The sequence below is a fragment of the Psychrobacter faecalis genome, assembly GCF_016107575.1.
GTDB classification, from domain to species: domain Bacteria; phylum Pseudomonadota; class Gammaproteobacteria; order Pseudomonadales; family Moraxellaceae; genus Psychrobacter; species Psychrobacter faecalis.
The window spans coordinates 43,632-56,459 of the sequence record NZ_JABAST010000008.1 but is presented as its reverse complement, the minus strand read 5'-3'; the positions used below and the strand labels follow the sequence as shown (position 1 = coordinate 56,459).

Annotated in this window: 10 protein-coding genes; 3 read left to right on the top strand and 7 right to left on the bottom strand. The window is 45.9% G+C overall.

Annotation, left to right across the window (positions count from 1 at the left end; genetic code table 11):
• Positions 1 to 4: 4 nt before the first annotated feature.
• Positions 5 to 1,579: an aldehyde dehydrogenase (NADP(+)) gene (locus JFC07_RS04245; RefSeq protein WP_193006514.1), complete on the top strand. Its 1,575-nt coding sequence runs from the start codon at positions 5 to 7 to the stop codon at positions 1,577 to 1,579.
• 578 nt (positions 1,580 to 2,157) lie between these two features.
• On the opposite strand, the gene JFC07_RS04240 is transcribed toward JFC07_RS04245, so the two are convergent.
• The 3 genes from JFC07_RS04240 to arsC all read right to left on the bottom strand — a co-directional run bounded on the left by JFC07_RS04240 (position 2,158) and on the right by arsC (position 4,741).
• The gene (locus JFC07_RS04240; protein WP_068404292.1) at positions 2,158 to 3,468 is read right to left on the bottom strand and encodes an arsenic transporter; all 1,311 of its coding nucleotides are present in this window, start codon (positions 3,466 to 3,468) and stop codon (positions 2,158 to 2,160) included.
• A gap of 66 nt (positions 3,469 to 3,534) precedes the next feature.
• Positions 3,535 to 4,281, bottom strand: a complete 747-nt coding sequence (gene arsH / locus JFC07_RS04235; RefSeq protein WP_068404318.1) for an arsenical resistance protein ArsH — start codon at positions 4,279 to 4,281, stop codon at positions 3,535 to 3,537.
• Positions 4,282 to 4,333: 52 nt separating this feature from the next.
• Complete coding sequence (gene arsC / locus JFC07_RS04230) at positions 4,334 to 4,741, bottom strand: arsenate reductase (glutaredoxin) (protein ID WP_068404294.1); 408 nt, start codon at positions 4,739 to 4,741, stop codon at positions 4,334 to 4,336.
• A gap of 161 nt (positions 4,742 to 4,902) precedes the next feature.
• Between arsC and JFC07_RS04225 the strand changes: the two genes are divergently transcribed.
• Both JFC07_RS04225 and cls read left to right on the top strand, forming a co-directional pair.
• On the top strand, positions 4,903 to 5,697 hold the full coding sequence (locus tag JFC07_RS04225; protein WP_068404296.1) for a YdcF family protein: 795 nt from the start codon (positions 4,903 to 4,905) through the stop codon (positions 5,695 to 5,697).
• Between the two features lie 102 nt (positions 5,698 to 5,799).
• Entirely contained in the window at positions 5,800 to 7,251 is a 1,452-nt protein-coding gene (gene cls, locus JFC07_RS04220; RefSeq protein ID WP_198328240.1) for a cardiolipin synthase, read from the top strand.
• Between the two features lie 26 nt (positions 7,252 to 7,277).
• Here cls and JFC07_RS04215 read toward each other — a convergent pair whose 3' ends face one another.
• The 4 genes from JFC07_RS04215 to JFC07_RS04200 form a co-directional block, all read right to left on the bottom strand.
• Positions 7,278 to 8,222: a putative RNA methyltransferase gene (locus JFC07_RS04215; RefSeq protein ID WP_068404320.1), complete on the bottom strand. Its 945-nt coding sequence runs from the start codon at positions 8,220 to 8,222 to the stop codon at positions 7,278 to 7,280.
• A 168-nt stretch (positions 8,223 to 8,390) separates the two neighbouring features.
• Positions 8,391 to 9,509, bottom strand: a complete 1,119-nt coding sequence (gene mraY / locus JFC07_RS04210) for a phospho-N-acetylmuramoyl-pentapeptide-transferase (RefSeq protein ID WP_068404301.1) — start codon at positions 9,507 to 9,509, stop codon at positions 8,391 to 8,393.
• Positions 9,510 to 9,512: 3 nt separating this feature from the next.
• The gene (locus JFC07_RS04205) at positions 9,513 to 10,961 is read right to left on the bottom strand and encodes a UDP-N-acetylmuramoyl-tripeptide--D-alanyl-D-alanine ligase (protein WP_068404303.1); all 1,449 of its coding nucleotides are present in this window, start codon (positions 10,959 to 10,961) and stop codon (positions 9,513 to 9,515) included.
• Positions 10,962 to 11,068: 107 nt separating this feature from the next.
• The gene (locus JFC07_RS04200; protein ID WP_068404305.1) at positions 11,069 to 12,778 is read right to left on the bottom strand and encodes a UDP-N-acetylmuramoyl-L-alanyl-D-glutamate--2,6-diaminopimelate ligase; all 1,710 of its coding nucleotides are present in this window, start codon (positions 12,776 to 12,778) and stop codon (positions 11,069 to 11,071) included.
• Between the last annotated feature and the right edge of the window lie 50 nt (positions 12,779 to 12,828).

The window sequence follows — 12,828 nt, the reverse complement described above, 5'->3', positions numbered from 1 at the left end:
TACTATGATTATCGGACAAAATTTTATTGCAGGTCAACGCAGTGCGCTGGGCAGTAAAGTCTTACAAAGCTTTAATGCGACTACAGGAGAAGCCTTGGCTTATGAGTTTCATCAAGCCACTGAAGAAGAAGTCAATCAGGCATGCGAAGCAGCCAGTAAAGCGTTTAAAAGCTATCGTAATACGACACCTGAACAACGGGCTTTATTTCTTGAGGCCATTGCCGATGAGCTTGATGCGCTTGGACAAAATTTCCTTGAAAATATTTCCCAAGAAACAGCGTTGCCACTTGCACGCTTACAAGGTGAGCGTGGCCGTACTAGTGGTCAAATGCGCTTATTTGCTAAAGTACTACGCCGCGGTGACTATTTAGGGGCGCGTATCGATACTGCATTGCCTGAACGTGAGCCTATGCCGCGTGTAGATTTACGTCAAGTTAAAATAGGCGTGGGCCCCATTGCTGTGTTTGGGGCAAGTAACTTTCCTTTAGCATTTTCAACAGCGGGTGGTGATACCGCCTCTGCCTTAGCCGCAGGCTGCCCTGTGGTTGTCAAAGCTCATAGCGGCCATATGGTAACGGCTGACCAAGTAGCTCAAGCCATTGAAAAAGCCGTAGAAAAAACCAGTATGCCCAAGGGTGTCTTCAATATGGTTTATGGTAATCGTGTTGGTGAAACACTAGTAAAACATCCATTAATACAAGCAGTAGGGTTTACAGGATCATTGAAAGGTGGTCAAGCCCTAGCTGCTATGGCTGCAGCGCGCCCTAACCCCATACCAGTATTTGCCGAAATGAGCAGTATCAATCCTATGCTTATGCTGCCAGCTGCACTTAAAAACCGTGGTGATGAAATTGCTCAAGACTTAGCAGATTCTGTCGTAATGGGCTGTGGGCAGTTTTGTACCAACCCTGGTTTAATCATTGGGATTAAATCGCCTGAATACAGTCAATTCATTGAAAAATTAACAACTGTTATCGATGCCAAACCCGCACAAACCATGTTGAATGCAGGTACATTAAAAAGCTACTCATCAGGTCTAGAGGATTTGATGGCGCATAAAGGGTTCCAGCATTTAGCAGGGCAGACTCAGCAAGGGGATCAAGCGCAGCCGCAATTGTTTAAAGCAGACGTGGAATTACTGCTGGCAGGCAATCAGCTGCTACAAGAAGAGATTTTTGGTCCTGCTACGATAGTCATTGAAGTCACAGATAAGGCACAGCTGATTCAAGCACTCAGTAGCATGAACGGCCAACTGACAGCAGCTTTGATTGCGGATGAAGCCGATTTTTCTGAATTCGCAGATGTCGTACCTGTATTAGAAGAGAAAGCCGGACGCTTACTATTAAACGGTTATCCAACAGGTGTGGAGGTCTGTGAAGCAATGGTTCATGGCGGGCCTTATCCTGCAACTTCGGATGCACGCGGCACTTCAGTCGGAACGCTGGCAATTGACCGTTATCTACGCCCTGTGTGTTATCAAAACTATCCTCAAAGCTTATTACCAGAAGCATTGAAGGATGAGAATCCATTCAATATCCTGAGACTAGTTAACGGTGAAATGACTCGAAATAAAATTTAAAGTAAATAAAAAGAGACCAGACAATGGTCTCTTTTTTTTCACTCGGTGAGATATTCATACTAACAACCCACACTAAAATCTGAATATTCCTCAAAACACTTGCTACGCACAGTTGCAACATGGATCTCAATCGCATAAAGTAATTTTGTATTTTAAGAATAGCTTAGAAGATGATGCAAGCATTCAAAGATCAAATAACTCATTTAGCCCTCACTCTTCAGCTGATAAAAAATTGCATCGACTTAGATTTTCGAAGTCGAGTATCATCTGTTCGATGACAAATGGAATACACTGAAGCAGAAGATGCTTTTTTAGTGATAGTATATGTTTGAGACTACATAGTGGTTTAGAAATATTTAGTTACAATATATTGTGAGATAAATCCCATTATCTGCTTTGCATCCAATACTTGGAATGTGTTGGTTTATTAGTTGGTCTAGACCTTTTAATTACAAAGAAATTACTAAATAAATCAAAAACTTATATCCAGAGTTCGAATCCCTCCTTCACCGCCAATCTTATTCTGCTCAATCAAAGCCCGCAGTTTTCCTATCTTTTTCTACTTTTTCACAAACTCCTTAAACACTCGGCAATTTAGGCAGCCAAAATACCAACGCCAATAGCGTGGCTAATAATACCGGCGGCGTTATCAGCAGTCCGACCTTCATATATTGCCCCCAGCTGATTTTATAATCCTTTTCAGCCAATACGTGTAACCACAATAGCGTCGCCAAACTACCAATAGGCGTGAATTTTGGTCCCAAGTCATTGCCAATGACATTGGCATAAATCATCAACTCTCGAGTAGCAGCGGGCACTTGGGCGCTATCAATCGCCAGCGCTCCTATTAGCGTCGACGGCATATTATTCATCACAGACGCTACGATGGCGGATAAAAACCCCGTGCCGACCGTCGCAACGAGCGCGCCTTGTTGACCTAGCCAATTAAGTATTCGTGCGCCATAGGCGGTAAGTCCTGCATTGCCCAAACCATAAACCACTAAATACATACCGATTGAAAATAATACAATTTGCCACGGTGCTTTTTTAAGAATATTGACGATAGAAAACTTAGCATCACGCCCGCCTTGCCACCAGCGTCCAGCTATGGCCATTAGGATAAGCGCCGCGACACTAGTCACCACTGAGATAACCAGCCCGAGCGATTCAGTCGCGAAATACGCCACTAATAATAATACTAATAGTGGAAAAGCCGCCCGAAATACCAGCGGATCTTTGATAGCCGATTGAGGTGCGCTAAGATTTGCCGTTGAGTAGTGCCTCGGAATGTACCGCGCATAAGCAAGCCACAATACCGATAGCGTCGCTAGGACAGAGACGATATTTACCGGTACCATCACCGCCGCGTAGCGACCAAAACCAATATCAAAATAATTAGCGCTGACGATATTGACCAGATTAGAAGTCACCAACGGCAAGCTTGCGGTATCGGCGATAAAGCCAGTGGCAATAATAAAAGCTAAAGCAGATTTGGGGGCAAAATCAAGGCGCAGCAGAATAGCAATCACAATCGGTGTCAGTAATAATGCCGCGCCGTCATTGGCAAAGAAGGCGGAGATAAACGCCCCTAATAGTACAATCATCGGAAATAGCAAACGCCCGCGCCCATTACCAAGCCGAGCAACGTGTAACGCCGCCCAGCCAAAAAATCCCGCTTCATCTAAAATAAGGGAGATGATAATCAGGGCGACAAAGGTAAAAGTGGCGTCCCAAACAATATCCCAGACAATACCAACGTCAGACCATTGCACCACACCAAATACTAAAGCAACCAAAGCGCCGCCCATCGCACTCCAACCAATGCCAAGCCCTTTCGGCTGCCAGATGACTAAGATCAGAGTTACGATAAAAATAGCGAATGCGAGCATGAAGTAACCTTAATGGGGCAATTGAAGCAATGAAATATTAATAAGGGCAATAATAAAACAAAGAAGTTAGAGCGATTTTTGATTGACGCGTTGGGAGACTTCTGCAACGCTTTCGACCCGTTCTGAATAGCGATCGGTCAGATACGCCGAGCGCCCACGGGTAAGCCAGGTAAATTTGACCAACTCTTCGCAAACATCGACCACTCGCAAATATAATGGTGACATTTTCATGCGGTCATTATCGTCAAATTCCAAAAACGCTTTGGGGATAGAAGATTGATTGGGGATGGTAATCATGCGCATCCAGCGCCCAAGAATACGTAATTGATTGACGGTATTAAAACTTTGGCTGCCGCCACTGACTTGCATGATAGCCAGCGTTTTACCTTGGGTCGGACGTACGCCGCCGAGCGCCAACGGAATCCAGTCAATTTGCGCCTTCATAATACTGGTGATACTACCATGGCGTTCTGGACTGACCCACAACATACCCTCTGACCACTGTGCCAGCTCGCGTAACTCTTGTACCTTTGGGTGGTCGCTATCGGCGTCATCTGGCAGTGGCAAACCTGATGGGTTAAACATGCGCACCTCGCAGCCGTACCAACGCAATAGACGACTTGCTTCCTCAGCGGCCAATCTAGAAAATGAACGCGCACGCAGGGAGCCATATAACACCAATATTCTTGGCGCATGGCGTGGGTCATCTTTACCGACCAAAGACTCAATATCAATGGCTTGTATTTGATCAAAATCAACATTGGGTAAATCGTTATTAAGTGAATCAGCAGCGGGTGAATCAGTAGCGCCAATATTACTAGTACTTTTACTAGCAATATTGTCTGTCACTAAGGCTTTAGTTTCTTTATTCTGTAACATGCTTCACCACTTCCCCATTCTCTTTTGTGAAACTATTGACCGGATTTTGCAGTAATTCAAACACTTTTTCAGACGGTCGGCACAGCGCCGCGCCTTTATCGGTAACAACAATAGGACGATTGATTAAAATAGGGTGCGCTATCATGGCATCAATCAGTTGCGCGTCCGTCAATGCTGGATTGTCTAAACCAAGCTCGGTATAAATACTCTCTTTACTGCGTAAAAGCTCGCGCGGGGTACTCTGCATCAATGCCAACAGCTCAACCAAGTACTCACGAGATGGCGGTGTTTTTAGGTATTCCACCACATCTGGCGTCTCACCTGAGGCCTGCATAATGGCAAGGGTATTACGAGAAGTGCCACATTTTGGATTATGAAAAATCATTGGCGTCATAAGGTTTTCCTCTTTACGTTAAAGGGATTAGATTTAGTATGTCTTGATATGACCAAACCGCCATGCAATTAAAACAACGTATAATTAATAGATAAATAAGCACTTGATTGAATAAACCCTAAACTACAGCATTTTTACCTAAACATAATAAATTTAAAACTATGGCAAAAAAACTACTCATTATAACGCGAGTTGGATTGGTCGTTATCGGTGCCGTTATCATGGTTGATTGTGCCGTGTTAATGACGGTTGGCAAAATTAACTTTGGTACTGTCGTGCCGTTTTTATTGGGCAGCGCATTTGTCGCCCATGGGATATTTTGGCATGCCATCCGCAAGTTTACTAGGCAAAACCCATTTCGCAATCGTCTTTGGTACACGCTATGGCTGCTATTTTTTATTTGGCTGATAAGCTTTGGGTTATTTATTTTCTCATTGCAGCAGCAAATTAAAAAGAGCTCGCAGCCTGTATCGGAGGTCGCGGCGATTATTGTATTAGGGTCAGGTACTATCGCCGGTAAGCCAACACCGACGCTTGCTCAGCGTTTAGATACGGCGGCACCGCTGATTAAAGCACAGCCCGAGGCATTAGCGTTGACCAGTGGTGGCATTGGTATGGGGCAGACACATAGCGAAGCCAGTATTATGGCGCGCTATTTACATGAGAAGCATGGCATTGCTCTTGAGCACATTTTGCAAGAAGGTAATAGCACTAGTACCGCCGAAAACTTAATTTATAGCCAAGTCATTTTGGCAGCAAAAGAAGTGCCTATCACGGCGCCTATTGCCATTGTGACCAGTGATTTTCATACCATTCGTGTGGCTGCCATTGCCAAGCATCAAGGCTATCAGCGACCTATTTTGCTCGCCAGCCCGACGCCGCTATCGATTCGCTACAATGCTTGGTTTCGTGAGTATTTTGCCTTCGTTAGTGGTTGGCTGTTTGGTGAGTATTAATGATAAAGGCCATCAATAAGGCAACTCGGCCAATAATTTAGTCCTGCAATATAACTAAGAACGACTATAGCCTTCATAAATATAATAACAACGGATTCCGCTATGCTCGTCGATATTTTATTAACCATTCACTTTATATTATTGGTGCTGATATCCTTGCGCGTCCTTGCGCGCCATGACTTAACGGCGCCGGCGCGTTTGGCTTGGTTGGTGATTTTATTTCTTTTGCCTTATTTTGGCGTCCTAGTTTATTGGATGTTCGGTGAGGTACATTTAGGACGCAACTTCACACGCGAACGTCAGAAAATTATCGATAAATTACATCGCCATCGCCCAGAGGTACTTGGTAGCAATGTGGCGTTATTACATGCCGTTAAACCTGAGTACCGCGCAGCCTTTGCTTATTCAGCAAAAGCCACTGGCTTTCAGACGACAGTTGGCAATCGCGCTAAGCTAATGGCAGATGCCAATGAGACGCGCAAACGTATGATTGACGACTTTGATGCGGCAACCAACCATATCCACGTGCTGTATTATATTTGGCTGGTCGATGGCATGGGTACGGCTACCGCAGAAGCGCTGATTCGGGCAGCAAAGCGCGGCGTCACCTGCCGAGCGATGGTCGATGGCATGGGCTCGCGCAAAATGGTCAGCTCAAAGTTATGGCAAGAAATGAAGGACGCGGGTGTGCAGCTCAGTGTGGCGCTACCATTAACCAATATCATAAAGGTTATGCTCTTTAGCCGTATTGACTTGCGCAATCACCGCAAAATTACCGTGATTGATGGCAAAATCGGCTATTTTGGTAGCCGTAACTGCGCCGACCCTGAGTTTCGCGTAAAGCCCAAATACGCCCCTTGGGTCGATATTATGCTGCGTATCGAAGGGCCCATCGTTGCGCAAAATCAGATGCTATTTGCCAGTGATTGGCTAACTGAAAACCCTGATACGCCGCTCGACAGCTTTCCGTATAGCACCGATTTACAGCCAAACCTGCCGCTCAATGATTTTGCTGCGCAAGTTTTCTCTGATGGACCGACCCAGCGTCATGGTAACACCCCGCAGTTTTTGGGTGCTTTAATTAGCCAAGCCCAGCATACCCTGATAATTTCTACCCCTTATTTCGTGCCTGATTATTCGCTGGTCAGTATCCTATGTGCGACCGCCTATCGCGGGGTTGAAGTAACGATGATTTTTCCGAAAAAAAATGACTCCTTTATCGTTGCTGCGACCAGTCATAGCTACTATTGGGAATTGCTTGAGGCTGGCGTAAAAATCTACGAGTATAGGCCGGGGCTGCTACACACCAAAACCCTGACCGTCGATGGTGAAATCAGCTTGATTGGCTCAACCAATTTGGATTTACGCAGTTTTCATTTGAATTATGAAAACAATATCGTCTTTAGTGATAACAAACTGACCGCCGATATTATGGAGCGCCAATATCAGTATATCGCTGATTCTGATGAAGTAACGCTTGAAGAGGTTAACAACTGGCCGTTGCCGTATCGGATTTGGAATAATGTCGTCGCCACCATGGGACCGATTTTATAAGTGGACCTTTAGCCTATTGCCGCCTATTAATGAGCGGGCATTTTTTGCAAAATATAGATAACAAACTTAGCTTCTGTCGCAAAAGGTTGTGCTGCCACCTCTGCTAGTAGCGTCTGCCTTTTTTCGCTGCGCGCCCGATAGGCATAAGGGGTCATGGTCATTAAATCTGCCAATGCCTCTGCCGCTAAACTGAGCTTACTACTGACATGATGAGTCTCTAACAACTGAAAATAAGGCGCTAATTCGTCCAAAAACTTATCAGAATCATGCTCGCGGACGTCATCAAATAACGCCTCACGCATCGTCGCCAAATGCCCAACATCGGGCTTGGCAATGATCATATAGCCCTCATCGCTTAACACTTCATTAAATGCTTCTGGCAAAATCGGACTAAAAATACTGCTAATACCATCGATACTATGCGCGCGTAGCGGCAAATGCGCCGCGCTAGTCACCAGCGGATAAATAGCTGCTGCATAAGTCCCATCTTCCTTAGCCTCCTTAGCCTCTTGGTACCAAAGACGACCTAAAGCCTTACTGGTTCTCGCCAGCTCTACAACAGCAGGTTTACTGATATCGGCAGCGATAAGCACATCCATACCCGTTTGCGCCATTGCCTGCGTGTAATAGCCCTCTCCGCAGCCAATATCTAGCCAATTAATGGGTTTATTTTTTTGCTTAAGACTGGCTTTTTTTGCCATCAATAACGTTGTCATCTTTTGGCAAATTAGGTCATTTAGTGGCTGATAGTGTCCGGCATTTAAAAACCGTTTGCGCGCCTCAATAGATTGCTGACTGTCGCCCGGTGCTTTGGATTTTTTTTGTTGCACCGGTAATAGATTGACATAACCCTGACGCGCCACATCAAATGGATGAGCGGTTTGCTTAGGATTCAAGCTGCCATCACAGCGCCACGTATCAGCAGCTGGATGCAGAGGTGATTGACAAAGGGGACAAATAAATAAGCTCACAAGTATCTCAACGTTAGCGCAATATGGCTGCCATTTTAACAAAGTTCCGGCTAAGTAAGGGATAAATGCCGCAACAAAAAGAAGTTCGCATAAGACCTAAAAAAGCCATCTTAACTTTTAAGATGGCTTTTGATTTGAAAATTTTTTGATTTAAACCTGTTTGACAACTTAACGCAGTTTTAAGGTCATTAAGCCAAGAATCACAAGGATAATGGCAATAATCCAAAATCGTGCCACCACTTGGGTTTCTTTCCAACCAATCTCTTCAAAGTGATGATGCAGTGGCGCCATGCGAAAGACGCGTTTTTTACGCAGCTTATACGAGCCAACTTGTAGCATCACCGACAAGGCTTCGGCGACAAATAAACCGCCCATAATGGCAAAGGCAATCTCTTGACGGGTCATAACCGCAATCGTACCGAGCATCGCGCCCAATGCCAGCGCCCCAACATCACCCATAAATACTTGCGCTGGATGAGCGTTAAACCATAAAAAACCTAACCCTGCGCCAATCATCGCGCCGCAAACAATAATCACTTCTGAGTTATAAGCAATATAAGGCACATGTAAATAATCAGCAAAGCGTACGTCGCCTGAGACATAAGCCATGGCGCCTAAACCTGCCGCCACCAAGACCACGGGCAAAATCGCCAAACCATCTAAGCCATCGGTTAAGTTAACGGCGTTTGAGGCACCATTAATCACAAAATAGGTAAAGATAATAAAGCCAATCCCAAACGGGACGGCCGAAAAAGGAATCATCCAATCTTTGAAAATCGGTAACAGCAAGTCCTGCATCTCACGCGTGGTCGCTATATCTGGCTGCAAGGTAGCAATGTAATATAAAGAAACCCCGACGAATAACGCGCCCATCGACAGCCAAAAGTATTTTTTACGCGCGATCAGACCTTTGGGATCTTTATATTTGATTTTAAGCCAATCATCCGCCCAGCCAACCGCGCCAAAGATAATCATCACGATGAGCAAAATCCACACATACGGATTGTTTAATCGCGCCCACAGTAACGTCGATACGCCAATTGCGCTCAAAATTAGCACCCCACCCATGGTTGGCGTACCGGTTTTGACCAAATGCGACTGCGGACCATCGTTACGAATCGCCTGACCGTATTTCAATGCACGCAGGCGATTGATGACGCGACTGCCAAACACCATACTGAACGCCAGCGCAGTAATAACCGCCAACAACGCCCGTAGCGTCAACGAAGAAACCGCAGAAAACGGCGTATAATACTGACCAAGCCAGCCAAACAACCAAACTAACACCGCCTACTCCTCGACTAGCGCATTGATAAGGGTTTCCATCTGCATGGAACGTGAGCCTTTAAACAGCACCGTACAAGGCTGCGCCTGCTGTGCCTGTAAATAAGACTGCAAATAGGACAGTAAGCTGTCTTTATCAGCAAAGGCATGGGCATTGATAGCAGAAATCTCTTGCGCGCCCGCCACCGTATATGGCGCATATTGACCAACGCACAGCAGCACATTGATGCCAGTGGTCGCAATGGTACGACCTAAGCTTTGGTGCTCACTGATCGCCGCCTCTCCTAGCTCGCCGATATCGCCAAGTACCATCACCTGCGTACCCGTTTGCGCCGCCAGCACTTTAGCAGCTGCGCGCACCGAATGCGGATTGGCGTTATACGTATCATCAATCAAGCGATGCATACCAAGGAGCTGACTATTCAAACGCCCTTTTGCAGGACGGGCGTTTTCAAGCCCGACGACGATATCGCTAATATCGATATTTAGCGCATGGGCACAAGCAGCAGCCGCCAACGCATTATTGACATTATGCTCGCCTGCTAAAGGCAAATTAATATCATGGACTTGGCTACCAATATGCAGCTTAAACTCACTGCGCTCAGGCTCAACATCTAAATGACTGGCACTGACATCGGTATTGCCAAAGCCTATAACGTTTGGGGTATGCTTTTCAGCGATACGGCGTAATTGATTGGTAAAATCATCTTTATCAGGAACTATGGCAAATTGGTTATCATGTAAGGTATGGTAAATTTCAGCTTTGGTTTGGCAAATGCCTTCGCGGCTGCCAAATTCTCCCAAATGTGCGGTACCAATATTTAAGATACACGCAACATCAGGCTGCACAATCTCAGTGGTATAAGCAATTTCACCGATATGGTTGGCGCCCAGCTCCAAAATAGCATAGCGATGATGATCGGATAATTCGAGTAGCATCATTGGCACGCCCAAATCATTATTTAGGTTGCCACGGGTAATCAGCGTTGGCGCCAAGCGTCCAAAGATACTACCGAGCATCTCTTTACAGGTGGTTTTGCCGCTCGAGCCCGTAATGGCAATGACGGTCAAATCTTTGTGCTGCTGCCGTCGATAGGCCGCCAATTGACCGAGCGCCAAACGCGTATCATTGACAACCAATTGCGCAATATCAGCAGCAATCGGACGTGAAACGATAGCCGCAACCGCACCTTTTTCTATAGCAATATCCAGATAATCATGTCCGTCAAAATTATCACCCGTCAAGGCTAAAAAGATATCACCGGTTTTTATAGTACGCGTATCGGTAGCGATACGTGTACTGCTAATGGGTTTGTTTGCGTTATTGTTTGGCTCTATAGGTACTGCCCCAAATTGCCAATGGCCACCCACTACTTTGGTTGCCGCAAGCAGATTGTCTGCTTGCCAAACATACAGCCCTTGCGACTGAATGCTGTTATCGTTGTCGGCTGTCATAATGATTACCTTATATATGATGACTACTTATCTTTGATATTTTTCAGCGTACGTTTTTTAAAACGTACAAAAAATGAATGGCAGGCGCTATTACTTCGCTATAAATACTATAAGCGTCCGGCTTGCTTAAGGGCATGTCGCAAAATAACGCTGTCGTCAAAATCATAACGCACGTGGTTAATCTCTTGATAGGTTTCATGACCTTTGCCCGCGATAACAACGATATCAGCAGGCGCTGCTTGCTTGACCGCATATTCGATGGCGGTTTTGCGCGCAGGCTCGATATGGGTACGCTGATACTGCTCGTTGGTCATGCCCGCTTGCATATCTTGCAAGATTAAATTTGGGTCTTCGGTACGCGGATTGTCCGCCGTCAATACCACTTTATCGGCGCCCGCCAATCCAGCCTGCGCCATTAATGGACGTTTGCCGCCATCACGATCACCGCCGCAACCAAATACTGCCCATAGCTGACCTTTACAATGGGTTTTTAGACTGGCAAGTACTTGGCTTAATGCATCGGGCGTATGGGCATAATCGACGATAAAACAGCCATCATTGGAGGGCACACGCTGCATGCGCCCTACCGCCCCTTGCAGTTGCGGGATAACATCAGCAATACGCTCAAGGTTAATTCCTAAAGCCATAACAGTGGCGATAGCAGCCAGTAAATTGGCAACGTTAAAATGCCCGAGTAATGGGCTAATGATATTAATGCTCTTGGTTTCTTTATTTTTAAAATCCGTACACAGCGCAATCTCAACTCCTTGCAAGCTTGGCTTGATATCAGCGGCAACAAAGGTTGCAGATTTTGCTGGGTCTAAACTATAGCTCCAAACGGTCAAACCACTGGCATGCGCCGTATCAAGCATAATCTGGGCATGCTCGTCATCGATATTGATAATGGCGTGGGTTAACTCGGGGAAACGCGCTTTATCAAACAGCTTGGCTTTTGCCGCCGCATACTCTGCCATATCAGCATGATAATCGAGGTGGTCACGGCTCAAATTGGTATAAATCGCCACCGACACTGGCATACCTTGTAAACGCTGCTGATCGAGACCGTGCGAGCTTGCTTCTAAGGCCAATAATTGCGCCTTCTCCAAACCCATTTGATATAAAAACTGCTGCACCGCTAAGGCATCGCCGGTGGTATGGCTGGCTTGCACCAACGCGCCGAGTCTACCATTACCTGCTGTTCCCATCACCGCGCTACTCATACCCGTCAGCTGCGTCAACTGCGCCACCAATTGGCTGATGGTGGTTTTGCCATTGGTACCAGTCACCGCAACGACCGTCGGTAAGGTCACAGGCTGCTGATGCTGTAAGCGCGCTTGAATCAAGTCACCTAAAAAATCACGAATATGGGGTACGTATACTACTGGACAAGGCAGTGCTGCTAATTGCTGCTGCGCTTTAGAGCGATCACTATCGTTTGTGAAGGAAATATTGGCGTGTGGCGGCACATTAGCGGTAGACAGCAAAGCGATTGGATCAATTTCCGACAGGATAAACGCCGCCTGCTCAGCGGCTTGATATAAGTAGTCGCGACTTTTTTGGCAATTTGGTGTCTGACTTTTTAATAATATAAAGACATCGTTTGCTGCTAACTGACGGCTGTCTAAGCAGAATTGCTCAAAGGGAATATGAGCAATCGAAGTTTTTGCTTTCGGTAGTTGACTGCTAGATGCGCTTACCAGCGTTGTTAATGCTTGCGTTAAGCTATGGCTTTGCCTATCTCTATCGTTGCTACTGGTTTCAATCAGCTGTTGTAAGGTGACTGCGGCGTTGCTTTTTGGCGAGGTAGACAGAGACATTGGCAAATCCTAAACGGTTAAAACGCATCAAATAGTTAACAGCTGAAACA

Coding starts and splice junctions, on each gene's coding strand:
- JFC07_RS04245 (WP_193006514.1), top strand. CDS start 5: ATGATTATCGGACAAAATTTTATTGCAGGTCAACGCAGTGCGCTGGGC.
- JFC07_RS04240 (WP_068404292.1), bottom strand. CDS start 3,468: ATGCTCGCATTCGCTATTTTTATCGTAACTCTGATCTTAGTCATCTGG.
- arsC (WP_068404294.1), bottom strand. CDS start 4,741: ATGACGCCAATGATTTTTCATAATCCAAAATGTGGCACTTCTCGTAAT.
- JFC07_RS04225 (WP_068404296.1), top strand. CDS start 4,903: ATGGCAAAAAAACTACTCATTATAACGCGAGTTGGATTGGTCGTTATC.
- cls (WP_198328240.1), top strand. CDS start 5,800: ATGCTCGTCGATATTTTATTAACCATTCACTTTATATTATTGGTGCTG.
- JFC07_RS04205 (WP_068404303.1), bottom strand. CDS start 10,961: ATGACAGCCGACAACGATAACAGCATTCAGTCGCAAGGGCTGTATGTT.
- JFC07_RS04200 (WP_068404305.1), bottom strand. CDS start 12,778: ATGTCTCTGTCTACCTCGCCAAAAAGCAACGCCGCAGTCACCTTACAA.